Annotated in this window: 26 protein-coding genes and 1 pseudogene; 13 read left to right on the plus strand and 14 right to left on the minus strand. The window is 67.9% G+C overall.

Annotation, left to right across the window (positions count from 1 at the left end):
- Nucleotides 1–18 precede the first annotated feature (18 nt).
- The 4 genes from C492_RS18935 to C492_RS18950 form a co-directional block, all read right to left on the minus strand.
- Nucleotides 19–1626, minus strand: coding sequence for a potassium channel family protein (locus C492_RS18935; protein WP_008426583.1), 1608 nt, complete (start codon nt 1624–1626; stop codon nt 19–21).
- Between the two features lie 210 nt (nt 1627–1836).
- Nucleotides 1837–2844 (minus strand): aldo/keto reductase, encoded by a 1008-nt coding sequence (locus C492_RS18940; protein WP_008426585.1) that lies wholly within the window; start codon nt 2842–2844, stop codon nt 1837–1839.
- Nucleotides 2845–2953: 109 nt separating this feature from the next.
- Nucleotides 2954–3943: an aldo/keto reductase gene (locus C492_RS18945; protein ID WP_008426587.1), complete on the minus strand. Its 990-nt coding sequence runs from the start codon at nt 3941–3943 to the stop codon at nt 2954–2956.
- Between the two features lie 92 nt (nt 3944–4035).
- A complete protein-coding gene (locus tag C492_RS18950; RefSeq protein ID WP_239643459.1) occupies nt 4036–4653 on the minus strand; it encodes a helix-turn-helix domain-containing protein in 618 nt (205 codons plus the stop codon).
- A 214-nt stretch (nt 4654–4867) separates the two neighbouring features.
- On the opposite strand from C492_RS18950, the gene C492_RS18955 reads away from it, so the two are divergent.
- The gene (locus C492_RS18955) at nt 4868–5983 is read left to right on the plus strand and encodes an NADH dehydrogenase (protein WP_049893190.1); all 1116 of its coding nucleotides are present in this window, start codon (nt 4868–4870) and stop codon (nt 5981–5983) included.
- Nucleotides 5984–6033: 50 nt separating this feature from the next.
- On the opposite strand, the gene C492_RS18960 is transcribed toward C492_RS18955, so the two are convergent.
- Together C492_RS18960 and C492_RS18965 are read right to left on the minus strand one after the other, a co-directional pair.
- Nucleotides 6034–6990, minus strand: coding sequence for a TIGR03557 family F420-dependent LLM class oxidoreductase (locus tag C492_RS18960; protein ID WP_008426591.1), 957 nt, complete (start codon nt 6988–6990; stop codon nt 6034–6036).
- A gap of 72 nt (nt 6991–7062) precedes the next feature.
- Nucleotides 7063–8799 (minus strand): glycoside hydrolase family 13 protein, encoded by a 1737-nt coding sequence (locus C492_RS18965; protein ID WP_008426592.1) that lies wholly within the window; start codon nt 8797–8799, stop codon nt 7063–7065.
- 227 nt (nt 8800–9026) lie between these two features.
- Here C492_RS18965 and C492_RS18970 point away from each other — a divergent pair, with 227 nt between their 5' ends.
- Genes C492_RS18970 through C492_RS18980 form a run of 3 tightly spaced genes read left to right on the plus strand, consistent with a single transcriptional unit; the run spans nt 9027 to nt 12037 of the window.
- Nucleotides 9027–9962: an ABC transporter ATP-binding protein gene (locus C492_RS18970; protein WP_008426594.1), complete on the plus strand. Its 936-nt coding sequence runs from the start codon at nt 9027–9029 to the stop codon at nt 9960–9962.
- Complete coding sequence (locus C492_RS18975; protein ID WP_008426596.1) at nt 9959–10732, plus strand: ABC transporter permease; 774 nt, start codon at nt 9959–9961, stop codon at nt 10730–10732. Before C492_RS18970 ends, C492_RS18975 begins: the two co-directional genes overlap by 4 nt.
- A 57-nt stretch (nt 10733–10789) precedes the next feature.
- A complete protein-coding gene (locus C492_RS18980; RefSeq protein WP_008426598.1) occupies nt 10790–12037 on the plus strand; it encodes a cytochrome P450 in 1248 nt (415 codons plus the stop codon).
- A 28-nt stretch (nt 12038–12065) separates the two neighbouring features.
- Here C492_RS18980 and C492_RS18985 read toward each other — a convergent pair whose 3' ends face one another.
- Both C492_RS18985 and C492_RS18990 read right to left on the minus strand, forming a co-directional pair.
- Entirely contained in the window at nt 12066–12536 is a 471-nt protein-coding gene (locus tag C492_RS18985) for a hypothetical protein (protein ID WP_008426600.1), read from the minus strand.
- A gap of 57 nt (nt 12537–12593) precedes the next feature.
- Entirely contained in the window at nt 12594–13616 is a 1023-nt protein-coding gene (locus C492_RS18990; RefSeq protein ID WP_008426602.1) for a Gfo/Idh/MocA family protein, read from the minus strand.
- 147 nt (nt 13617–13763) lie between these two features.
- Between C492_RS18990 and C492_RS24310 the strand changes: the two genes are divergently transcribed.
- Nucleotides 13764–13916 carry a hypothetical protein gene (locus tag C492_RS24310; protein WP_160167011.1) on the plus strand — a complete coding sequence of 51 codons (153 nt, stop codon included), beginning with the start codon at nt 13764–13766 and terminating at the stop codon, nt 13914–13916.
- A gap of 29 nt (nt 13917–13945) precedes the next feature.
- Here C492_RS24310 and C492_RS18995 read toward each other — a convergent pair whose 3' ends face one another.
- The 3 genes from C492_RS18995 to C492_RS24770 all read right to left on the minus strand — a co-directional run bounded on the left by C492_RS18995 (nt 13946) and on the right by C492_RS24770 (nt 15223).
- Nucleotides 13946–14545 carry a DUF420 domain-containing protein gene (locus C492_RS18995; RefSeq protein WP_008426604.1) on the minus strand — a complete coding sequence of 200 codons (600 nt, stop codon included), beginning with the start codon at nt 14543–14545 and terminating at the stop codon, nt 13946–13948.
- Between the two features lie 50 nt (nt 14546–14595).
- Entirely contained in the window at nt 14596–14964 is a 369-nt protein-coding gene (locus tag C492_RS19000; protein WP_008426605.1) for an ArsR/SmtB family transcription factor, read from the minus strand.
- A gap of 103 nt (nt 14965–15067) precedes the next feature.
- Nucleotides 15068–15223: a DUF7560 family zinc ribbon protein gene (locus tag C492_RS24770; protein WP_008426607.1), complete on the minus strand. Its 156-nt coding sequence runs from the start codon at nt 15221–15223 to the stop codon at nt 15068–15070.
- A 117-nt stretch (nt 15224–15340) separates the two neighbouring features.
- On the opposite strand from C492_RS24770, the gene C492_RS19005 reads away from it, so the two are divergent.
- A complete protein-coding gene (locus tag C492_RS19005; protein ID WP_008426612.1) occupies nt 15341–15988 on the plus strand; it encodes a DNA-binding protein in 648 nt (215 codons plus the stop codon).
- A 56-nt stretch (nt 15989–16044) separates the two neighbouring features.
- On the plus strand, nt 16045–16512 hold the full coding sequence (locus C492_RS19010) for a pyridoxamine 5'-phosphate oxidase family protein (RefSeq protein WP_008426614.1): 468 nt from the start codon (nt 16045–16047) through the stop codon (nt 16510–16512).
- A 63-nt stretch (nt 16513–16575) separates the two neighbouring features.
- Here C492_RS19010 and C492_RS19015 read toward each other — a convergent pair whose 3' ends face one another.
- A complete protein-coding gene (locus C492_RS19015) occupies nt 16576–16713 on the minus strand; it encodes a DUF7560 family zinc ribbon protein (RefSeq protein WP_008426615.1) in 138 nt (45 codons plus the stop codon).
- Between the two features lie 211 nt (nt 16714–16924).
- Between C492_RS19015 and C492_RS19020 the strand changes: the two genes are divergently transcribed.
- The 4 genes from C492_RS19020 to C492_RS19035 all read left to right on the plus strand — a co-directional run bounded on the left by C492_RS19020 (nt 16925) and on the right by C492_RS19035 (nt 20470).
- Nucleotides 16925–17578 (plus strand): helix-turn-helix domain-containing protein, encoded by a 654-nt coding sequence (locus C492_RS19020; protein WP_008426616.1) that lies wholly within the window; start codon nt 16925–16927, stop codon nt 17576–17578.
- Nucleotides 17579–17662: 84 nt separating this feature from the next.
- A complete protein-coding gene (locus C492_RS19025) occupies nt 17663–18538 on the plus strand; it encodes an HpcH/HpaI aldolase/citrate lyase family protein (RefSeq protein ID WP_049893191.1) in 876 nt (291 codons plus the stop codon).
- Between the two features lie 72 nt (nt 18539–18610).
- Nucleotides 18611–19867: a Glu/Leu/Phe/Val family dehydrogenase gene (locus C492_RS19030; protein ID WP_008426618.1), complete on the plus strand. Its 1257-nt coding sequence runs from the start codon at nt 18611–18613 to the stop codon at nt 19865–19867.
- A gap of 81 nt (nt 19868–19948) precedes the next feature.
- A complete protein-coding gene (locus tag C492_RS19035) occupies nt 19949–20470 on the plus strand; it encodes a DUF2062 domain-containing protein (RefSeq protein ID WP_049893194.1) in 522 nt (173 codons plus the stop codon).
- Nucleotides 20471–20532: 62 nt separating this feature from the next.
- On the opposite strand, the gene C492_RS19040 is transcribed toward C492_RS19035, so the two are convergent.
- Nucleotides 20533–21675 carry an acyl-CoA dehydrogenase family protein gene (locus tag C492_RS19040; RefSeq protein ID WP_008426620.1) on the minus strand — a complete coding sequence of 381 codons (1143 nt, stop codon included), beginning with the start codon at nt 21673–21675 and terminating at the stop codon, nt 20533–20535.
- A 107-nt stretch (nt 21676–21782) separates the two neighbouring features.
- The gene (locus C492_RS19045; protein WP_008426621.1) at nt 21783–22889 is read right to left on the minus strand and encodes a DUF7544 domain-containing protein; all 1107 of its coding nucleotides are present in this window, start codon (nt 22887–22889) and stop codon (nt 21783–21785) included.
- Between the two features lie 158 nt (nt 22890–23047).
- On the opposite strand from C492_RS19045, the gene C492_RS19050 reads away from it, so the two are divergent.
- On the plus strand, nt 23048–23860 hold the full coding sequence (locus C492_RS19050; protein ID WP_008426622.1) for an RIO1 family regulatory kinase/ATPase domain-containing protein: 813 nt from the start codon (nt 23048–23050) through the stop codon (nt 23858–23860).
- Between the two features lie 74 nt (nt 23861–23934).
- Nucleotides 23935–24188 (plus strand): annotated as a pseudogene (locus C492_RS19055) (hypothetical protein); the annotation flags it as partial.

A 24188-nucleotide genomic window follows, 5' to 3' on the forward strand; every position in this document is an offset into this window, starting at 1 on the left:
ACCTGAGAACGGATCCGTTCAGGATTCGACCTCGTTGATCGCTTCGTCGTCGCCGGCGAGCAGGAGGCTGTCGCCGGATTCGAACTCGAACTCCGCCGGGACGTCCCTGACGATCTCGCCCGACCGCTCGACGCCGACGAGGATGCAGTCGGTTTCCGGGATCTTCGTGTCGGCGAGCGATCGGCCCGCGAAGTCGTCGGACTCGAATCGGACCACCTTCAACTGGCGGTCGTACGAGAGGATCTCCTCCCGGAGGACGTCCAGCGCGAGCAGCCGGCCGCTGATGTCGGGCAGGCTGAGCACGTAGTCGGCGCCCGCCCGCCGGACCTTTCCCTGGCTCGCCGAGTCGTTTACGCGAACGACGACGTCGAGTTCGGCCGAAAGCTCCCGGGCGAGCAACACCGAGAGGATCGCCTCGTCGTCGTCCGCGATCGCGACGACGTAGGCGGTCGCCGTCCCGACCTCGGCCGCCTCGAGCACCGACTCCTCGGTCACGTCGCCGACGACGTCGACGTCCTCGGCGTCAGCGATGTCGACGACCGTCGTCTCGACGCCCGCGGACTCGAGGGAGTCACGCACCGTTGTGCCGACCTCGCCGTGGCCGGCCACGACGACGCGAGCGCCGTTCGCTCGGGTCGGCCCGGTTAGCGCCTCGAGTTGTTTTAATCGCGACTCGCTGCCGGCGACGAGCAACACGCTGTTCTCGTCGATCGTGCGATCGGACGGCGGCGAACCGACGAACTCGCCGTCGGTCCAGAGGCCGACCAGCGACGCGTCGTCCATCTCGAGGATCCCCGTTTCGTCGAGGGTCCGTCCGCAGATCGGGCCGTCCTCGAAGACCGTCACCTCGACGATGGAGATCCCGCCACCGAGGCTCGTCACGTCGCTCAGTCGGGGATCGACCTCGGCCTGAACCCGTTCCGCGATCCGCTGTCCGAGCAGGTGTCGCGGCGTCACGACGGTGTCGGCTCCGGCGTACCGCAGCGGCCGCGCTAACGATGGATCGGTGCTCAACACGACGATTCGGCAGTCTTCGGTGCGATCCCTGATGGCGAGGACGACGCTCGCCGCGAGTTCGTCGGCCGTATCGACCACGACCGACGCGGCCTCGCCGATCCGGGCCCGATCGAGCGCCGCGACCGACGAGGCGTCCCCGTGGATCACCGATACGCCCGCCTCGGCAAGCGCCAGCACCTCGCTTTCCTCCTCGGCGACGACGACGTAGTCGACCCCGCGGGTCTCGAACTCGTCGACGAGGCGTTCGCCGCGAGACGAGTAGCCACAGACGACGATGTGGTCGGTCAGGTCGGTCGTCCGCGGGATCTCGGGCGACAGCGTCTCCTCGAGGATCGGCTGGAAGACGTACGGGAGGACGATGAACAGGACCAGGAACGTGCCGAGGTCCATCGCCATCACGAAGAGGTTCGCGACGGGCGACTCCCAGGGCGAATCGGAGCCGTACCCCGTCCCGGTGACGGTCTCGACGACGACCTGCGCCGAGTGGACGTAGCTCTGTGTGCGGCCCTCGACGGCGACCGCGACGTAGTGATACGCCGTAGACGTCAGGAAGATGAGGAGCACCACTCCGCCGATCGTTTTCGCCGCCCGCCGTTGCCACCGTTCCATGTGGATCACATCTGCCGACCGTGCAATGAAGCCTTTTCTACCCGGACGAGCGGAGCCGGGACGGCGCCGCGGCTGCGAGCGAATCGAATCCGGACGGATGAACCGCCTTCGGACCCTCGCTCCGGCGTCGGGACGGGTATCGCCACGACGGTTGGTCCCCTCACGGAGCCCGGGAGCGCCTCGGCATCCGAGACGTCGTCGGCTCGCGGGTTACTCGCTGCCGTCGCGAGCCGCGTCGATCCGTTCGAACTGTTCGTCGCTCAGTTCGAGATCGACGGCGCCGACGTTCTCCGCGAGCTGGTCGGGCGAGCGCGCGCCGACGATCGGGACGCACGTGAAGCGGTCCTGCTCCATCAGCCAGCGCAGCGACACCTGCGCGGGGGAGGCCTCGAGCTCGTCGGCGACCGATTCGACGGCCTCGAGGACGTCCCACGCCCGGTCGGTCGCGTAGCGGTCCTCGAAGAGGTCGTCGAAGGCGCCCCGCGAACCGTCCGGCGCCTCGACGCCGCCGTCTTCGGTGCGCTCGTACTTGCCAGTGAGGAATCCGCCCGCCAGCGGCGAGTACGGACAGACGGCGAGGTCTCGGTCGGCACAGACGTCGAGGTAGTCGCCGACGGCGTCGTAGTGGGCGGCGTTGACCATCGGCTGGGTGACGTCGAAGCGCTCGAGGCCCTCGACGTCGCTCGTCCACAGCGCCTTCGTGAGCTGCCAGGCGGCCATCGTCGAGGCGCCGAGGTGGTTGACCTTCCCCTCGCGGACGAGGTCGGTGAGAACGGACATCGTCTCCTCGATGGGCGTCTCGTCGTCCCAGCGGTGGATGTAGTAGACGTCGAGGTAGTCAGTGCCCAGCCGCTCGAGGGTTCCCTCGATCTGGGCGCGGATATGTTTGCGACCGAGCCCCGAATCGTTCGGTCCGGGCTCGCCCCAGCCGTCGAACTCGAAGTAGACCTTCGAGGCGATGACGAGGTCCTCGCGGTCGACGTCGCGGTCGGCGAGCCACTCGCCGATCCACTCCTCGCTGGTGCCGTCGGGATCGCCGTAGACGTTCGCGGTGTCGATGAAGTTGATCCCGTGATCTCGGGCCGCGTCGAGCAGTTCGTGGGCCTCCTCGCGGGTCGTCTCGTTCTCGAGGTCGCCGGTGGCGCGGCCGAACCGCCAGGTACCGAAACACAGCTGCGAGACGGTCGTACCCGTGTCGCCGAGCGTGGTGTACTCCATACGCGGGGGTTCCGTCGCGAACGGCAAAACGGGTGGGGAACCGGCGAACCGATCGCGGATCCTCTCGGATAGGCTCACCGACCGACCGCCTCGCGTCGGGACGGCGACGCTACCAGCGGTGGTGGACGTGTGCCGCGACGTGGTCCTCGTAGACGTCCCGGGCCGCGCCGTGGGCCAGGTTCGACAGCGGCTCGAGAGCGGACGCCGCGGCGTTCGAGCGAACGTGCTCCGGCGAGGTCGTTCCCGGGATGACCGTCGAGACGGCCTCGTGATCGAGGATCCAGCGCAGCGTGAACTCGGCCAGCGACAGCTCCTCGGGGACGTGGGGCTCGAGGGCGTCGACGGCGTCGTGGCCCACCTCGTAGGGGACGCCCGCGAACGTCTCGCCGACGTCGAATGCCTCGCCCTCGCGGTTGAAGTTGCGGTGGTCGTCCTCGGAAAACTCCTGGTCGCGCTCGAGCGCGCCCGTCAGCAGGCCCGACGCGAAGGGGACGCGAACGACGACGCCGACGTCTCGCTTTCGCGCCTGCTCGAAGAACAGTTCCGTCGGCCGCTGGCGGAACGGGTTGACGATGATCTGGACCGTCTCGACGACGTCGTACTCGATCGCCTTCAGCGCCTCCTCGACTTTCTCGACGCTGACGCCCGCGTGGGCGATCTCGCCCTCGTCTCTGAGTCGCTCGAGCGCCTCGAACGTCTCGGGTCGGTAGTAGGCCTCGGTCGGCGGACAGTGCAGCTGCAGGAGGTCGAGCGGCTCCTCGTTGAGGTTCTCCTGGCTGCGCTCGACGAACCCGGACAGGTTCTCGTAGGTGTAGCGGTCGGCCTCGTGGGGATCGAGCCGCCGCCCCGCCTTCGTCGCCACGAGGATGTCGTCGTGGGCGTCGCGCTCGTCCAGCACGTGACCGATGTGGCGCTCGCTGCGGCCGTCGCCGTAGACGTCGGCCGTGTCGAGGAAATCGACGCCCGCCTCGAGCGCGGTGCGGACGACCTCGCGGCCGGTCTCGTCGTCGACGTCGCCCCAGCTCCCGCCGATGTTCCAGGTGCCGAGTCCGACCTCCGAGACCTCGTATCCGGTCGAACCGAGTCGTCGATGGTTCATGTGTACCCGATGCGGATAGTCTCGGGTATGCCTTGCCTTCGAAGCAATCCGCACGCTCCGGTCCCGCAATCGAGCCGAGACGAGACGTGCCCTCAGAACGGCCCGCCGTCGACGACCGCCGCCATGACGGTTCGTTCGGCTCGTCGGAGCAACTCTCCCGCCGTTCCGCTCGAGCAGCCGAGCCGATCGGCGACGTCCTCGAGAGACCCGTCGCGCGTCTCGCGGTAGTAGCCGCAGTCGACAGCTACCGAGACGGCTTCGAACTGGCGCCGGGTCAGATCCACTCGCGCGTCGATCCGCCCGGCGCAGTACTCGCCGACCGACCGAACGTCGACGCGCATCGCCTCGGAAACGTCGTCGACGATCGTCTGTATCGCCTCGTCCGGACCGACCGCTTTCAGTCGGATCGTTCCGTCGGCCCGGTACTCGAGCGGCGGGATGAGGATCAGTCCCGGTTGCTCGACCGCGTCCACGAACGTCCGATCGGGGCCCGTCAGCCGTTCCCGCACGTAGAGGTAAAAGGACTCGTCGCGACAGGGGGCGAGTTCGAACGCGAGTACCGACGGGACGCCCTCGAGGGCGCTCTCGTAGGACTCCCGAGGGGGACCGTCGACGTAGAACAGCACCGCGTGCTCGTCGGCGGCGTACTGGTTCCCGTAGAGCAATCGCGAGGCGTCGTAATCGTCGTGCTCGACGAGGAACTGGTGCATCGGATGCCGATCGGCCGGCGGTTGCCGAAGGCTCACGTCGAGGTAGCGCATTTCGTCGCATCCGGATACGTCCGCCGGCGCCTACAACGTACCGACTCGCTCGCGCGGTCGATTTCTGCGCGAGACGGGCGGAGGGGCCGCCCGTCGACGGATAAATACCCCGCATAGCTGCGGCTAAAGGCGTACGATCGCGCCGGGCCTCCCGTTACACGCCATGACGACTCCACGCGTGCAGTCGACTCGAGCCGCGGAGTGGCCGGACGTTCGAGCGCAGGGGTGCGGCCTGATCCGGGCGGCCGGCGTCGCGGGCGCGGGCGGCGCCGGATTCCCGTCCTACGCGAAGTGGACGGACCTCGAGGGGGTCGATTCCCTCCTCGTGAACCACCAGGAGAGCGAACCGAACTACTACGTCGACAAGTGGCTCGGGAGAGCCCACGCGGAGACGTTCGCCGCGCTGTTCGACGTGCTGCTCGAGGAGGCGTTCGATCCGATCGTCGTCAGCGCGAAGTGGAAGGATCGCGACGAACACGTGCGGGACCTCGAGGCCGAAACCGACGGGACGGTGATTCCGCCGAACGAACTGCCGCTCGATCGGGACGAGGAATCGGGCGTCGTGTTCGCGTACACGGAAAACGAGTACCAGTACGGGATGGAGAGCGTCCTCCTCAAGACCGTCGACGGCACGGTCGTCGGGACCGACCTCCCCGCCGATCACGGCTGGGTCGTCCAAAACACCGAGACCCTGTACAACATCTCCCGCGCGCTTTCCGACGGCGAACCCGTGACGCACAAGTACGTCCACGTCAGCGGCGACGTGGCGCGCGATCGGTTCCTCGAGGTGCCGATCGGCACGCCCGCGAGCGAACTGCTGCGAGCCGCCGGCCGCCCGCCCGAAGCGCTACCGTCGGACGCGGTGCTCGCCGACGGCGGGCCCGGCTGGTGTTTTCCCGTGGATGCGACGCCGGCGGACTACGGCGTTTGCAAGCACACGAACTGCCTGCTCGTCCTCGACGGAGAGACCGTCGCGGAAAACACGTTCGGCGAGGGGCGAATCGACGTGCTCGAGGAGTACGAGTGGACCGACCGAGCGGTGGAAACCGAACCGACCGCGACGCTCGAACCGCCCCGCGTCCGGATCCCGCTCGCGACGAACCCGGAGCCCGACGTCGTGGAACCCGCCGAACCGGCAGTCGAGGTCGGCGACCGCGTGGCCGTCGGCGACCGGATCGCGACCCCGAGTACTGATGGGATCAGTAACCCGCAACACGCGTCTATCGCCGGCGAGGTGACGGCGGTATCCGAGTCGGCGCTCGAGATCGAATCGCGCTGACGATCCGCCGGGCGGCTGCGAGAACCGTACCAGCCCCCACCGCCACCACCTCACCGGAACGACGGCAACACGTCGTCCTCGTAGAACTCGATGGCCCTCTCCTGCTCGTCGCCGATCTGGTGGACGTAGACGTGGTCGTAGCCGGCGTCGATCGCCTGCTCGATGCTGTCGATGTGGTCCTGCGGGTCCGGGCTCGTCGTCGTTCCCGACTCCGCGATGTCCTCTTTCTCGACCATCTCCGCGGCCTGCTCGAAGTGGGCCGGCGTCGGCAGCTCCTGGCCGAGCTCGCCCGGGATCGACCCGTTGGGCCAGTACTCGTAGATCGTCTCGACGGCTTCGTCCTCGCTGTCGGCGTAACAGCCGTGCAGCTGGGTGTACGTCGGCCCGTCGCCGCCGGCGTCCTCGTAGGCCTCGACGGGGCCCTCCTTCGGTCCCGAACACCAGAGGCCGTCGGCGTTGTCGGCGACCCACTCGGCCGTCTGGGGCCCGAAGGCGCTGGCGATCGTCGTCGGCTGCTCGTCGGGGCAGGTGTACAGCCGCGCGTTCTCGACCGTGTAGTGCTCGCCGCGGTGGCTCGTCGTCTGCCCGGTCCAGAGCTTCCGCATGATGTCCATCGCCTCCTCGAGCATCTCGAGGCGGACGTCGTGTTCGGGCCAGCGCTCGCCCGTGACGTGCTCGTTCAGGTTCTCGCCCGTACCGACCCCGAACGTGAACCGATCGCCGAACATCTCGTCGACGGTCGCGACCGCGTGGGCGACGTTGACCGGGTGAATCCGGATCGTCGGGCAGGTGACGCCGACGCCGACCTCGATGTCGTCGGTCGCGGTCGCGATCCCGCCCAGCGTCGACCAGACGAACGGCGACTCTCCCTGCGCCGAGACCCACGGGTGGAAGTGATCGGAGATCGAGAGGAAGTCGAAACCGGCCGCTTCCGCCCGCTGTGCGATGGACACGAGCTCGTTCGGCCCGTGTTCCTCGCTCGAGAGCGTGTATCCGAGTTGTACCATCTACCCGGACTACCACGAACGCGGGTCTAACCGTTGGCCCTGCGAAGGCAAGAGGCGAGCGCGACGGCGGTCTCATCCGAGGCGGTAGACGACCGCCTCGTAGGGCCGGAGCTCGCTGCCTTCGGGAGCGGTCGGCGGATCGTCGTAGTTGCCGACGAGAACGTCCGGACCGTCGGCAGCGACTCCGAGACCGTCGACGACCGCGGGTTCGGCCGACCAGTTGAGGACGATCAGCGCTCGCTCGTCCTCGAGCGTTCGGACGTAGGCGAACAGTTGCTCGTCCTCCGGGAGCAACAGGTCGTACTCGCCGTAGACCAGCACGTCCTCGGCGTCCCGCAGCTCGATCAGCCGCCGGTAGTAGTGCCAGACCGAGTCGCCGTTCGCGATCGCGGCCTCGACGTTGATCCTCGAGCGGTTCTCGTTTACCTTGAGCCAGGGCTCGCCGTCGGTGAAGCCGGCGCCGGGTGAGTCGGTCCACTGCACCGGCGTCCGCGCGTGGTCCCGGCTCCGGTAGTTGACGAACTCCCGGACGTCCTCGTAGGAGTCGATCGCGCCCGCCTCGAGCAGGTCGTCGATCGTCCCGAGCGTCTGGGGGTCGTCGATCTCCTCGCGGCTCCGGAAGTCGGCGTTCGTCATCCCGATCTCGTCGCCCTGATAGACGTAGGGCGTGCCCCGCATCGTCAGCAGGAACGTTGCGATCAGCGTCGCGCTCTCCTCGCGGTATCGGTCGTCGTCGCCGAACCGCGAGACGAGCCGCGGGACGTCGTGGTTGCTCAGGAACAGCGCGTCCCACTCGAGGCGGCGCTGTTTGCGGCTGACGATCTCCTTGAGCTCCGTCAGCTTCCACTCCCCGGGTTCGGCCCGGCCCCAGGGCCCGTTCTCGCCCGCGTCGACGTTCATGTGATCGAACTGGAACACCATGTCGAGTCCGTCTCCGTTCTCGCCGATCGAGTCGGCGGCCGCCTCGACCGAGGCCATCCCCATCTCGCCGACGGTCATCGCGTCGTAGTTCGAGAGGACGTCGTCGTACAGCTCCCGCAGGTACTCGCGGAGGCGCGGGCCGTGACTGTAGTGTTCCGAGCCGACGAGGGCGTCGTCGGGGTCGCCGTCGGGGAGTCCCTCCGCCTTCGAGAGCAGGTCGATGGCGTCCATGCGGAAGCCGTCGATCCCCTTCTCGAGCCACCACTCGATCTCTCCCTCGACGTCCGCGCGGACGGCGGGGTTGCGCCAGTTCAGGTCGGGCTGGTGTGCGTCGAAGATGTGGAGGTACCACTGGCCGCGCTCCTCGTCGTAGCTCCAGGCGGGTCCGCCGAAGATCGAATCCCAGTTGTTCGGCGCGACCTCGCCCGCGGGGCCGTCGGCCGTTTCGTAGTCGGCTTCGGCGGCCGGCCGGCCCTCCTCCCAGTGGTAGTAGTCCTCGTACTTCCCGTCGCGTCGTCGGGATCGCCGGAACCACTCGTGCTCGCTCGAGGTGTGGTTGACCACCAGATCCATGATCAGGCGCATGTCCCGAGCGTGTAGCTTCTCGAGCAGCTCCTCCCAGTCGGCCATCGTTCCGAAGGCGTCCAGGATCGATCGGTAGTCCCGGATGTCGTAGCCGTTGTCGTGGTTCGGGGAGTCGTAGACCGGACAGAGCCAGATCACGTCGACGCCCAGTCGTTCGAGGTAGTCGACCTTCTCGGCGATGCCCGGAATGTCGCCGACACCGTCGCCGTCGCTGTCGTTGAAACTTCGTGGGTAAATCTGGTAGACGACCGCTTCCTTCCACCACGCCCTGTCAGCTCGCTCGAGGGGTTCGCTCCGGCTCATCGATAGCGACAACCCTCGAGTTGCCCTACAGTGTTTCGACACGGACTCGAGGTCGCGACGGGCGGGATGGCTTCCGTCGAACCGTCCTCTCGACTCGGCAGTTTTACTCCGAGAGAGCCTGACACGGACGCAAACGATATCGGAAACGGACTTGCAAACGAAAACGCCAGCGCGTCTCCGAGAGGCGAATCGAACCCCTTACGCCGGCCGCGCTGATAGCGACCCGTATGGATACCGCGGTCGTCGCCGAGGGACTCGAGAAGCGATACGACGGGACCACGGCGCTGGCGGGCGTGTCGCTGTCGGTCGAGCGCGGCGAGGTGTTCGCGCTCATCGGCCCCAACGGGGCGGGCAAGACGACGCTCGTTCGCGCGCTCACGGGAACGACCGAGCCCGATTCCGGAAGCGCGCGCGTCCTCGGGGCGGCGCCGTCGGCCGTCGACCGCGACCGCCTGGGCGTGCTCCCGCAGTCGTTCTCGCCCCCGGATCGGCTCACCGCCCGCGAGCTGGTGGCCTACTACGCGGGGCTGTACGACGACCACCGCGATCCCGATGCCGTGCTTGCCGACGTCGGACTCGCCGACGCCGACGACACCTGGTACGAGAACCTCTCCGGGGGCCAGCAGCGCCGGGTCTGCGTCGGCACCGCGCTGGTCAACGACCCCGACGTGCTCTTTCTGGACGAGCCGACCACGGGCATCGACCCTGCGGGCCGGCGAACCGTCTGGCGGCTGATCGAGGACCTCGCCGATGCGGGAACTACGGTCTTCCTGACGACCCACGACATGGCCGAGGCCGAACGCCTCGCCGACCGCGTCGGACTGCTCGCCGACGGCGAACTCGTCGCTCGGGGGACGCCCGCGGCACTGATCGCCGACCACGCGGGCTCGAGCCGACTCACGATCGAGACGCCCGCCGACCCGGCGGCGTTCGAGGATCTCCCGTTCGCGACCGCCGAGCGAGGGAGCGAGATCGTCGTCCGCGAGGTCTCGCCCGCCGAGATCGGTCGCGTCGTCGACTACCTCGAGGAACGCGGGATCGACTACTCCGGGCTCTCCTGGGCCGAGCCCGACCTCGAGGACGTCTACCTCGAGCTGGCCGACGAAACCGAACTCGAGCGAACCGCCAGTACCGGCCTCGCTCGCGCGGGTGAGACGGCGTGAGCCGGCTCGGTCGCGTCCGCGCCGAGACCGGCGCCGGCTGGCGGGCGTTCATTCGTCGCCGAACCGCGGTCTTCTTCACGTTTTTCTTCCCGGTGATCCTGATCGTTATCTTCGGTGCGCTGGTCCGGACCGACCCCGGCGGGGGCGGACTGTTCGCCGAGCCGCCGGCGTACTACGTTCCCGGCTACCTGGCCGTGGTCGTCCTCTTTACCCCCCTGTCGCGACTGGGCAGCGAGGTCGCGCGCCACCGCGAGGGAAGTCGCTTCGAGAAGCTCGCGACGACCCCCCAGACCAGAGCCGAGTGGCTGCTCGCCCAGACGGTCGTCAACGCCGTCATCATCGGGCTGGCGAGCCTGCTGATCCTCGCGCTCGTGGTCGTCCTGACGGGCGCCGAGATCGCCTTCTCGGCGCTGCTGGTCCCCTACATCCTGGTCGGCGTCGTCTGCTTTTGCGGCGTCGGCGCGATGCTGGGCAGCTACACCGACTCCCAGGACGGCGCCGTCGCCGCCAGCAACGCGATCGGCCTGCCCCTGCTCTTTCTCTCCGAGACGTTCATCTCGCTCGAGCAACTGCCCGGCTGGTTCGAACCCCTCGTGAACCTCTCGCCGCTGACGTACTTCGCCCGCGGGGTGCGCGCGGCTACCGACCCGAACGCGGCGACGGCCGCGGTCGCCGGGGTCGACCCCGCGCTGGCGAACCTGGGAATCCTCGCGGTTCTCGCGGCGGTCTTCTTCGCGCTCGGCGCCCGCTCGATCCCGACGACCGACTGACGCGAACCCGGGTCCGCCACCCCCGAACGTTTTGTCCGTCCTCGTGGTCCAGTGCCCATGAGTAGTGCAGATCCACAGGGACTGCAGGCGTTTCCCGACGAGCTCGCATCCCGTGAGGCGTGGCTCGAACCGTTCGACTGGTACCGGGAGATGCGCGAGAACGAACCCATCCGGTACGATCCGGACCGTCGAACCTGGGACGTCTTTCGGTACGCGGACGTCAAGCGAGTCCTCGACGACGACGCGACGTTCTCGGTCGACCCACGGTTAGCCGACGACTTTCGGGAGCCGGAACGGCCCGAAGAGGGGCTGATCTTCGAGACCATGCTGTTCGAGGACCCACCCCGACACGACGAGCTCCGCGGCGTCGTCGACGACGCGTTCGAGCCGCGGACCATCCGGCAGCTCGAGCCGGAGATCCGCGGGCTGGCGGCCGAGCTCCTCTCCGACGCGCTGGCCGACGACCGGGGCGAACTGGACGTCGTCGACGACTTCGCGTACCCGCTTCCCGTGGTCGTCATCGCCGAGCTGCTCGGCGTTCCCGCCGAGGATCGCGATCGGTTCAAGCGGTGGTCGGACACGCTCGTCGAGTCCTCGAGCGCGGACGACGAGACCGAGGCGTTCCTCGAGCGCCAGCAGCAGGCCCAGATGGAGATGGCGAACTACTTCTTCGAGATGATCGCCGACCGACGCGAGTCGCCCCGGGACGATCTCATGACTCAGATCGTCACGCGGGAGCTCGAGGACGGATCGCGACTCTCGGAGGAGGAGGCGCTCGGCACCTGTATCCTGTTGCTCATCGCCGGCAATATCACGACGACGAACCTCGTCACGAACGCGGTCCGGTGTTTCGACGCCCACGACCTGTTCGAGGATCTCCGCGCGGAGCCCGACGCGATCGGCCGGGCGATCGAGGAGGTGTTGCGCTACCGCTCTCCGGTCCAGGCGATGTCCCGGGTCGCGACCGAAGACGTGACGCTGCGGGACGCCGAGATCGAATCGGGTGACCGAGTCGTCGTCTGGCTCGGCTCCGCGAACCGGGACGAACGGCAGTTCGAGGACGCCGGCGCGTTCGTTCCCGACCGATCGCCCAACCAACACCTCGGATTCGGCCACGGAACCCACTACTGTCTCGGCGCCCCGCTGGCCCGGCTCGAGGCGTCGGTCGCCCTCGAGGAACTGTGTGCCCGAACGGCGACGATCGAGACGATCGACACCGACCTGCAGCCGGTTCGCAGTTCGCTGATCTACGGCGTCGAGTCGCTGCCGATCCGGTACGAGCGACCGTCCGGGAACCGAAACTGATCACCCGAATCCTCCCTCGTGGCGGTTCCTACATCCGATCGGAGAAGTCCCAGCCGTAGACGACCGCGGGCTCGAGCGTGATCGTCACCTCCTCGCGGCCCTCACGAAGCAGCGTCCGTGCAAGCTCCGAGTCGGTGTCCTCGAGGTAGCGCTCGAGCAGGTCCCGGAGCACCGCCTTCTCGGGATCGGGCTCGACCGATGCCTCGCCCCGGCCGCGGACCCCGGCGTAGGGTGGGTGATTCGTCGAGACCTCGAACGACACCTGGGGAGTCTCCCGGAGGTAGGCGACGACGTCCGCCGAGGCGGCGGTGGCACACTCGAGTACCCAGCCGTCGTTCTCGGTACCGCTCTCGTCGGCCTCGATCGACCGATGCCGATACCACAGCGATACCATCCAGGGATGGCCCGCGGGCGTTCGACAGCCGAGCCGGACCGGAATCGTCCGTTCGTCGAGAAACGTCGCGACGTCCTCGTGAGAGAGCGAGCCTCGAACCTTCATACCGAACGGACGGGATCCTCCCATACCAATCCCAGGGGCCGTGCTCTCGAGTCCGGCTCAACGTGTCTCGTCGATCAGCGCCTGCACGTCGACTCGACACTCCCGTTCGTCGGCCCGGTAGGTCGCCTCGGTCAGCGCGGTCACCCGGAGTCCGTCCGATCCCGGGACGGCCGGGGCGGCGGTTCCCGCGATCGACTCGAGGAAGTTCTCGAGTTTCGCCGTCGTCAGCGACGTGAAATCGGTGTGGGCGTCGATCGTGCTCTCGTAGACCGTCGCGCCGCGCCCGGCGAGGCGGATCCGCTCGCCGTCGAAGGTGATCCTGCCGTCCGTCCCCCAGATCGTGTACCCCTCCGCGGGCGTGAGTTCGACGCCGTCCCCGCTGATCGTGACCCCGACGAGGATCGACTGTCCGTCGCGGTCGAATTCGATCGAGAGCGCGCTGTTGACATCGATCTCGGGTTTCGCGTACGTTACGTCGGCGGAGACGCGGGTCGGAGCCCCATCGACGATCCAGCAGAGCGCGTCGAGCAGGTGCGATCCCGTATCGTACAGCTGTCCGCCGCCCGAGAGCGTCGGATCGACGCGCCAGGTTCCCTCGTGCAGTTCGAACCAGTTCTGGCCGAGATACGCGTTCGCAGCGTGGACCTCGCCGACTCGACCCGCGTCGACGAGCCGTTTGACCTCGCCGAATCCCGGATGGAAGCGTCGCTGGTACCCCACCTGCACGACGAGTCCCCGATCGTCGGCCAGCTCGAGCAGTTCGACCGCGTCGCCGACGTCGGTCACCATCGGCTTCTCGAGGTAGACGTGAGCGCCGGCCTCGAGACACGCACGGGCCTGTTCGAAGTGAAGCGTGTGGGGGGTGACGATCAGTACGACGTCGATCCCGTCACCGTGGGCGGCGAGCATCGCGTCGTGGTCGGCGTACGCCGGCGCGTCGAACTCGCGTTCGAAAACCTCCCGGGCCTCGCCGGAGACGTCGGCTCCGGCGACCAGTTCGACGCCCTCGAGCCCGACCAACACCTCGAGCTCGAGCTGGCCGAGCCCGCCGAGTCCGATCGCCGCTGCGCGGAACTGCATACGGCTACCGCACTCTCCAGACCGAAAAGCGCTTGCTAACGTACAACACGGAACGACTCTCGGATCGGCTCGGTAGTCTTTGTTGTCGATCGATTCGACGTGAGGCCCACCGGAAGCTACTCTCGTTCCGGAAACGTTTCGACGGGTATGCCGACCTGCCCCGGCTGCAAAAGTCAGCTCACCCACGAGGAGTGTCTCGCCCACTTGCGGTACTGCAAGTGGCTCTGGAGCGACGCTCCCGAGCAGGAGTCGCGGTGGGGAGAGCAACTCCTTCGGGAACTCCGCGATCGAGAACGGTAAACTGCAACCGAGGACGGGAACGGTCCCGTTTAGAAGTGGGGCACGAGCATCGCGAACTCGTAGTCGTAGATGTGGTTGAGCATGAGGTAGGTGACGACGCCCAGCACGAGACTCAGGATCCAGCTCCCCGCGGCGATGCGGCCGACCCTGGCGTGGGCGGTCTCGCGCAGTTCGGCGGGCGTGTGGGTGAGCCCGAGGATCAGCGCGTACAACACGACCGGGACGGCGACGATCGAGAGCACGATGTGGATCGCGAGCATCGCGAGGTAGAGCTCGTACACCGGGGAGGCGGCGACGAACTCCTTCGTCCCGCCGCCGCCGACACGGATCAGGTAGACGACGAGGAACAGCACGATCGTGGCGAACGCCCCCGTCATCGCCGCGCGGTGTTTGTCGACCTCGCCCGCCCGGATCCAGTACCAGCCGGCGCCGAGCAAGACGGTCGTCACGGAGTTGATCACCGCGATCGCGTGGGTGAACAGGTTGACCTGCGCGTTCGTCAGATCGGGGTAGATCGGAACGTCCGCGACGAAGGTTCCGATGACGAGTCCGTAGCCGACGATCGTCAACAGGATCGTTACGCCCATCGGCCGCTCCCGGAGTCGCTCTCTCGCGTCGGCGGTTGCCATCGGTCGAGGTTAGGAGAGGCCGCCTATCTGTCTTGCCGTTTCGAGACCCGCTATGAGAGCTCGAGCGCGATCCCGTCGTCGCCGTCGACCGCGACGCGGACGCCCTCGACGCGCCGGGCGTACTCGCTGGCGTGTCTCCCCGATTGGCGAATCCGCAGCCGCTCTTCGAGCAGGCCGGCGTCCTCGAGCAGTTCGAGCTTTCGATACATCGTCGAGAGGGGAACGTCGCAGCGCTCGGAGAGCTCCGACGCGGAGCGGTAGGCGTCGTCATCGAGTTCTTCGAGGATGGTGCGGCAGTCGGCGTCGTCGAGCGCGGTGAGAATCGATCCGATATCCTCCTCGCCCGCGACGACCCGGGGTTCGTCCGCCAGCGTCTCCTCGCCGTACGTCCGACGCGCTCCGGTCAGCGATTGGCTCATACGACACTGTGGGCACTGAAACGCCACCAGTGTGGACCACCGATATCGAGGTCCCTTTATTACCCCGTGCTACTGAGGGTCACACGCGCTCGGGCTCGACTCGTCACGCCGTCTTCTCGAGGGCGAACGCGCCGTCGTCGACGTCCGTCCCGCAGATGACACACCCGCTCTCGACCAGCGCGTCACGCACGGACTCGGTGACCTCGATCGACCGGGTGCAGGCCGGACAGACGAACTGCAGGTTCTCGCAGGTGCCCATACCGATAGCTACGGCCCCAACCCATAAGGTACCGCTTCTCGTTCCGAGAGCCTGGGAACACCGGCGCTCGGCTGCCCACTTTAAATATGACGTAGCCCGAACCCGTCGGTAGTACCTATGTCGTCGGGAATTCGCGCCACCGTGAAGATCGATACCCCCGAAGCCTGCCCGATCGCGAGGTTCTCGCGGGAAACCGGGACGACGATCGAGCAGGTTTCGACGAGCGTCAACTGCGGAACGAAGGGTTCGACGACCGAGTTTCTGGCGGAGGCCGACGCCGAGTTCGGCGACGCGGTGACCGGTCCCGTCTTCTCGTACGGAACGACCAACCTCTACCGGTGCTCCCACGGCGAGGAGAGCCGCTGTCCCTGCGAGTGTCTCGGCGCGTACGACTGCCCAGTCCACCGCTACCGGGCGAGCGACGGGGACGTGACGCTGGTCTTTCACGCCGACGGGTTCGACCAGCTCCAGGCGATCATGGACGAGTTCCGCGAGCGATATCCCGGCGTCGACGTCCGGAGCCTCCTCCAGCCGCCGCTGTCGGGGACCCCGGAGGAGCGCGTGTTCGTCAACCGGGGGAAGCTCACGGACCGCCAGTACGAGGTCCTCGAGACCGCCTACGAGATGGGCTACTTCGAACGTCCCAAGCGGGCCAACGCCACGGAAGTCGCCGAGGCGCTCGGGATCACCCAGTCGACGTTCACCGAACACCTCGGCGCGGCCCAGCGGAAACTCCTCGAGGACGTCCTCGAGGCCGACGCGTAGTCCGGGAGTCGAGAGAACGGAAGTAGTTTAGTGTCCCGGATCCACGACGTACGACAATGGCACTTGCCGAGGAGACCGAGATGACCGCCGACGAGATCGACGCGTTCCTTAGCCGCCACGAGACCGGGGTCCTGGCGCTGGCCGGGGAGGAAACGGAGAGTCCGTACGCGATCCCGGTTTCCTACGGGTACGACGCCGACGCCCGCCGTTTCTACATGCGCCTCGTCTCGACGCCCGAAAGCGAGAAGCGGCAGTTTCTCGCCTCGTCGCCGGACGCCCGACTCGTCGTCTACGAGGAGACCGACGGCGGGGAGACCTACCGGAGCGTCGTCGCCGTCGGCTCGCTCGAGGAGATCGACCCCTCGGAGCTCACCGCCTCCCACATCGAGCAGTACGGCGAGGCGAAGCGGCCGCTGTTCGAGATCTGGGGGGACTCGAAAGAGAACCTCGATATCAAACTCTACGAGTTCGATCCGTCGGAACTGAGCGGTCGACGAACCGAGATCGAACGCGAAGACGAGTAAGCGAACCTCCGTCGGGGGCCTCGGTGATACGTCTCGGTGTCGCTCGGCCGGACTCGCGGCCGCTCACTGTTTCGCGAAGTGTTCCTGCGAAACCGACGCGCCACAGACCGGACAGCCGTGCGATAGCGTCGCCTCGCGAACCGGGGGATTGACCTCGATCTGTTGCCCGCAGTCCGGGCAGGTGAACTCGTATTCGGACATTCCTCGTGTGCTCCTGTAGAGACTGGCTCGCGGTAGGGAAGTCGTCGCCTCCAACATATCCGGGTAGGTTTAAGAGAATATCGGGTTCGGCTCGGACCGTCCCCGCGCGGCGCCGTCTACCATGACGGTACGGACCCGCAGCCGTCCCCTTCTTTTCGCGGGCTGGGAACTGACGGCCGAAGTAATCCGAGTTCGTGACGAACGGTCCCGTATGAGTGGACTGTCCGCCACGGTCGTGCTATCCGACCCGGAGAACTGTCCGGTCGCCCGCGCCACGGGCGCCACCGGCGAGTCGATCGAGGACGTCTCCCGGTCCTCTCCCTCGAGCCCGGGGATCCCGCCGATCGAGGAGTTCGCGGTCGACGGCGACGCGGACCCGCTCGAGGACGGGACCGTCGGGGTCGAGCTGTCGACGGTTTCCTCGAACGAGCACGGCGACGTGTACCGGTTCGAGCGTGTCTTCGACGGCGACTGTGCCTGCGAGATCGTCGAGGCCGGAGGGACGCCGGTATCGTCGATCCGGGCCGAGGACGGGGCGCTGTACCTGACCGTTCGCGCCGCCGACGTGGAGGCGCTGTCAGCGATCGTCCGCGAGCTCCGCGAGCGGTTCGACGGGGTCGAACTCCAGCGGCTGCTCCGAACCGGCGAGGGCGAGACGACCGACCTCGCGCTCGTCGACCGGAGCCGGCTTACCGACCGCCAGCGGGAGGTTCTCGAGACCGCCCACGAGATGGGGTACTTCGAGTACCCGAAGCGGGCCAACGCCGGCGACGTCGCCGAGGCGCTGGGGATCTCGCGGTCGACGTTCTCGGAGCACGTGGGGGCCGCCCAGACCAAGCTCCTCGATTCGATCCTCGAGGCCTGAATTCCGGTTCGCGACGGCGCGCCCGTGACGAACCGACGCGATCGGACCCCCACATTCACGGGGACGGTCCGCACACTCGGAGGTATGGTACGTCGAAGCCTGCTGTTTACCCCGGGGGATCGACCGGAGATGCTCCGCAAGGCGCCCGACGCCGGCGCCGACGCGATCGCGTTCGACCTCGAGGACGCCGTCTCTCCGGGACGCAAGGACGAGGCCCGCGCGGCCGTCCGGGAGGTGCTGGCCGACCCCGCGTTCGATCCCGACTGCGAGGTCTGTGTTCGAGTTAACGCGGCGCCCGCCGAGATCGAGCGCGACCTCGACGCGCTCGCGGCGGCCGACTCGCTGCGCCTCGACAGCGTCATGCTCCCGAAGACGACCGGTGGAACCGACGTCCGCGACCTGGCGGCGGGGCTCGCGCAGCGGAGTCTCGCCCGCCCCGTCCTGGCGCTGCTCGAGAGCGCCGCGGGCGTGCTCGCGGCCCCGGAGATCGCCGGCGCCGACGCGACCGACGCGCTCGTCTTCGGCGCAGAGGACCTGGCCGCGGATCTCGGCGCGACCCGGACCCGCGAGGGGACGGAGGTTTCGTACGCGCGCCAGCGGGTCGTCCTCGCCGCCGCGGCCCGCGGGGTCGAGGCGATCGACACGCTGGTCACCGACTTCGACGACGAGGAGCTGCTGTGCGAGGACGCGGCCACCTCCGTTCAGCTGGGGTACGACGGCAAGCTCGCGATCCACCCGGCGCAGGTCGGACCGATCAACGAGGCCTTCTCCCCCGACCCCGCGGACGTCGAGTGGGCGCGACGCGTCCTCGAGGCCGAACGCGAGGCAGACGCGGCGGGACGGGGCGTCTTCGAGGTCGACGGCGAGATGATCGACGCGCCGCTGATCGCGCAGGCCGAGCGGATCCTCGAGCGGGCGAAGGTGTCGGACGAATTCGACGAAGGACCTAAGACATCCTAAAATATCTCAGACGCATTTAATTGTGACTGGTATTCGCTACGTTTATCCACCAGTCGCCGAAACACCCCTCGTATGACCGGGCAGGCGAATCCATTCGAGAGTCTCCAGTCACAGATCGACGAGGCTGCCGACTACCTCGACGTCGACGCCGACGTCCTCGAGCGACTCAAACACCCCGAGCGCGTCCTCGAGACGAACCTCACGATCGAACTCGACGACGGCTCGCTCGAGCGCTTCGAGGCGTTTCGCTCGCAGTTCAACGGCGACCGCGGACCCTACAAGGGCGGGATCCGGTACCACCCCGACGTCAACCGCGACGAGGTCAAGGCGCTGTCGGGCTGGATGGTCTACAAGTGCGCGACCGTCGACATCCCCTACGGCGGCGGCAAGGGCGGGATCGTCGTCGACCCGAGCGAGTACTCCGAGGCCGAACTCGAGCGGCTCACTCGCGCGTTCGCGAAGGAGCTGCGCCCGCTGGTCGGCGAGGACCGGGACATCCCCGCTCCCGACGTGAACACGGGCCAGCGGGAGATGAACTGGATCAAGGACACCTACGAGACCCTGGAAAACACCACCGAGCCGGGCGTCGTCACGGGCAAAAACCTCGCCAGCGGCGGCAGCGAGGGCCGGGTCGAGGCGACCGGGCGATCGACGGTGATCGCGGCCCGCGAGGCCTTCGACTACCTCGACAAGGACCTCGAGGGCGCGACCGTGGCGGTCCAGGGCTACGGCAACGCCGGCTGGATCGCCGCCAAGCTGATCGACGAGATGGGCGCGACCGTCGTCGCCGCCAGCGACTCCAGCGGCGGAATCTACAACGCCGACGGCTTCGACCCCGTCGCCGCCAAGGAGCACAAAAACGAGACCGGCAGTATCGTCGGCTACGAGGAAAGCGAAGAGGAACTCACCAACGAGGACGTCCTGACGATGGACGTCGACCTGCTGATCCCCGCAGCCCTCGAGAACGCGATCGACGCCGACCTCGCCGAGGACGTCTCGGCCGACGTCATCTCGGAGGCCGCCAACGGTCCGCTCACCCCGGACGCCGACGCCATCCTCGCCGAGGACGACGTCTTCGTCATCCCCGATATCCTCGCCAACGCCGGCGGCGTTACCGTCTCGTACTTCGAATGGGTCCAGAACCGCCAGCGCTTCTACTGGTCCGAGAAGAAAGTCAACGAGGAACTCGAGGGCCACATCGTCGACGCCTTCGACGCCCTGGTCGAGACCATCGAGGAAAACGACCTGTCGAACCCCCGGACCGCGGCCTACGTCGTCGCGATCGACCGCGTCGCCGACGCGTTCGAGGAAGCCGGCAGCTTCCCGTGACCGGCCTCGAGCCGTAGCGAACGCGATCGACCGCGCGTCGACACCCTTTTGGCCGGGCCGACCGGATCGCTTCGACAGAGCGTGATCCGAGAACGGCTCGCCCGGCACCGTGCCCGCATCCGCCGGAAGCTGATGGCCGCCTTCCGCGAGGAGCACACGCCCCACGAGATCGGGCTGAGTTTCGCGGTCGGGATCTTCGTCACGGCCCTGCCCACGGGCGGACTCGGGCTGGGCGTGCTCGCCGGGCTCGCGGCCTGGAAATCCTGGGTCAGCAAGCCCGCCACCATCGCCGCGGTCGCCGTTCTCAACCCCCTGATCAAGCCCGCGGTCTACGTCGCGAGCTACCAGCTCGGCGGCGCGTTTCTCGGGGGCGGTTCGCTGCGTCCCGTCGACGCGGCCGCGTCGCTTTCCCGGGGATCGATCACCGAAATCGCCGGAACCGCCGCCAGACAACTGCTCGTCGGCAACCTCCTGCTCGCCGCGGCGCTGTCGGTCTCGAGCTACGCCGTCGTCGCTCGGCTGACCAGAGCCCACCGGGAACGAGGGAGCGACCGCCCCGACCGCTCGACGGTTTCGGCCGTACTCGGACTCTTCCGTCGCTAGGGCGGCTCTCAGCGGCAATCGACCGCGAGGAGGGCCGCCCCGAGCGCGGTCGCGAAAACCCTCTACAGCCCGAGCTCGCGACCGATGACGAGGTGTTGGATCTCGCTGGTTCCCTCTCCGATCTCCATCAGCTTGGCGTCGCGGTAGAACCGCTGGGGCGCGAAGTCGGTCGTGTAACCGTAACCGCCGAGCACCTGGACGGCGTCCTCGGCGACCTCGCGGGCGGCCTCGCTGGCGTCGAGTTTCGCCAGCGCCGACTCGCGGGTGACGGGCTCGCCCTGGTCGTAGCGGGAGGCCGCCCGATGGGTGAGCAGCCGGGCGCGCTCGGTCTTGCGGTGCATGTCGACGATCTTGTCGCGAACGGCGTCGAACTGCGAGATCGGCTGGCCGAACTGCTCGCGCTCCTGACTGTAGGCCTTCGCGTGCTCGTAGGCGCCCTGGGCGAGCCCGGTCGACAGCGCCGCGATCGAGATGCGCCCGCCGTCGAGGGTCTTCTTGGTCTGATCCCACCCCTCGCCCTCCGCGCCGAGCAGGCGGTCCTCGGGCAGGCGGACGTCCTCGAGTTGGATCTCGCAGGTCGGGGAGGCGTTCAGGCCCATCTTGTCCCAGACCGTCGTCACCTCGAAGCCGTCGTCCTCGCGGGGATCGACGATGAACGTCGAGATCCCGTCGTAGCCCGCGCCGGGGTCGGTGACGGCCTTGACAAGCACCGAGCCCGCCTCGGAGGCGTTCGTGATGAACTGCTTGGTGCCGTTTATCACCCACTCGTCGCCGTCTTTCTCCGCGGTGGTGTCCATGTCGGAGGCGTCCGACCCGCTGCCGGGCTCGGTCAGCGCCCAGCCGCCCATGTGTTCGCCCTCCGCGAGCGGGCGCAGCCACCGCTCTTTCTGCTCGGGCGTGCCGAACAGCTCGAGCGGTTTCGAGGCCAGCGAGACGTGGGCGACATAAGAGAGGCCGACCGAGCCCGAGACCCGGCCGATCTCCTCGGCGACCAGCGCGTACATCAGGGTATCGCCGCCGAGCCCGCCGTACTCCTCGGAGATGGGCACGCCCATCATGTCCAGCTCGGCGAGCTGGTCGAAGATCTCCTCGGGGAACCGGTGGTCGTCCTCGATCTCCTGGGCGATCGGTTCGATCTCGCCCCGACAGAACTCCCTGACCGTCTCCTGGATCATCCGATGTTCGTCCGGCAGGTCGAACTCCATGTGCAATACTTGCCACAGGACCCGGAATAAACGCTCCGGAAAAACGATTACAGAGAGAACCAGCGCGAACGCCAGCGAGTTCGGTCGTGAGAGGCCGGTAGACTGCGCTACCAGCCGCGGTCCCGATCGTCGTCCGCGCGGTCCGTGTCGTCGCCCTCGTCGCCGTCCTCGTCGATCCAGCCGTAGTCGCTCGACCAGTCGTCGTCCTCCCGTGACTCCGCTCGTCGGTCCGGATCGCGACGATCCGGCGCGACCCCGCCGCTCCGGATCGCCGCCCGCCGATCGGGGATCAGATCGAGGTCGGCGTTCGTGTCCCCGAGCAACAACAGCGCGTAGTACTTGAAATAGGAGACGACGGGCACCTGGATCAGCAACGCGGCCAGCACGAACGCGAGGGCGGCGCCGAGAAACGCTACCGCGGCGAGGACGGCGCCGACGTCACCGAGCGCGAACAACACGACGCCGACGACGGCGAACGGGATCGCGACGACGATGCCGGCGATCAGCATCAGGATGCCGACGGCGATCCCGACCGCGGCCCGGATGATCCAGACGAGGACGAGGTAGACGACGTACTCGATCCAGTTCGCGCGAACGGTCCCCCAGAACCGACGCCACGCCGAGAGCACCCCCCGATCCTCGAGCAGCATGACGGGCGCGACGAACTCCGAGGTGAAGCGGTTGACGACGGCGTAGACGAGGTATATCGCGGCCGCGAACAGGACCGCGAGCCCGACCGCGCCGAGGTTGCCCTCGAGGCCGCCGGCGCCGAGAATCGAGAGGGCGACCGGTCCGACGCCGACGACCCCGGCGACCGCGATCAGCGCCAGCCGGAAGCCGAACAGCCTGATCCCGCGGCCGACGTTCGCGTTCGCGTACCGCCGAACGTGGACCTCCTCGGACCGGAGCGACTCGATGAAGACGAACTCCATGACGGCCGCGACGAGCGCGTACCCGAGCCACACCACGAGCAGGACGCCGACGGCGATCGCGGCCGCGACGAGCGCCTCCTGGGGCACGTCTCCGAGACCGGGTCCGGGCGCCTGCTCGGTCGTCGGTCCGACGTCTCCCGCCGGCGCCGACGGGAAGCCGGTTCCGAACCCGCCGACGAACAGCGCGACGAGCGCCAGCCGGAGCCACAGGCCCGCCCGTACCGGCGTCAGGAAGTTCCGCGTCGCGTCGATCGCGTCGCCGAGGTCGTCGACAGCGTCCATGGGTACCGAACCGTACCGTCGCCCAGCTGATAATAATACTGTTCCGTCGCCCCGCGGTGGCGGGGACGACGCCTCCTGGGCCTCGAGACGCCCCGAAAACAGGTTTCGTCGATGCCAGTTCGAGAGGCATTTAACGCTATGCGACCTGGGTTCGACGTATGGACATCCGCCAGCTCGCTCGCGGGACCGTCGAGTGGGGCCGCATCGAGCGCGTCGTCCGGACGCTGGCGGACCGGTACGGCCGCGAGGACGTCCGCGTCGAGTTCCTCGAGGCCGACAACTGGCTGTCGACCCCCTGCGTCATCGACGACGAGTGGTTCGTCAAGATCGTCTCCCGCCAGAACGCGCTCGTTCACGCCCTCCTGACGACCGGGCGCAACGTCGGCGCCTTCTCCTCGGGAACCGAGGGCTTTTTCGACCGGTTCGACACGCCCCGCGAGATGGTCGAACACGAGTACGAGGCGACCAGGCGGATGCGCGAGATCGGGCTCAACGCGCCGCGGCCGATCGACGCCTTCGAGGTCAACGGCCTCGGAGTGCTCGTCCTCGAGTACCTCCCGGCGTTCGAGTCCTTCGACGACGTCTCCGACGACGTCGTTGCGGCGCAGGCGGGCGACCTCTTCGAGATGCTGGCGACGCTACACGACCACGGCATGGCCCACGGCGACCTGCGGGCCGAGAACATCCTGCTGTGCGACGGCGAGCTGTACTTCATCGACGCCACCAGCGTCCACGAGGACCGGGTCGAGGAGACGACCGCGTACGATCTGGCCTGCGCGCTCGCGGTGCTGGAGCCCCGCCTCGGCTCCCGAGACGTCGTCGCGGCGGCTCTCTCGGTGTACGATCCGGAGACGCTGCTGTCGGCCCGGCGCTTCCTTGACTTCGTCCGGCTGCGGCCCGACCACGAGTTCGACTCGACGACGCTGCGAAGCGAACTCGAGAAGGCGGCGGATCTGGGCCGCCAGCGCTGACGGCCGCGCTCCCGTCCCGGGGACCACGCGCGTGCAGGCACTGTCGACTTTTCGCGCTCGACGGTAGCCCGACCATGGCAACGCAACTCACCGAGGACGACGTCGGCAAACCCGTCGAGACCGCGGACGGGGAGCGGGTCGGCGTCGTCGCCTCCGTCGAGGGGCCGACCGCCGAGATCGACCGCGACTCCGACGCGCTCGAGGCGCTCAGGGGTGCGCTCGGCCAGAACGTCGACGCCGAGGACGAAACGGTCTCGTTCGGCGAGGACGATGTCGGCGGGATCGCCGACGGGACGGTCCGCCTCGAGCGCGCCGGCGACGACGGCGG

The organism is Natronococcus jeotgali DSM 18795, from assembly GCF_000337695.1.
GTDB classification, from domain to species: domain Archaea; phylum Halobacteriota; class Halobacteria; order Halobacteriales; family Natrialbaceae; genus Natronococcus; species Natronococcus jeotgali.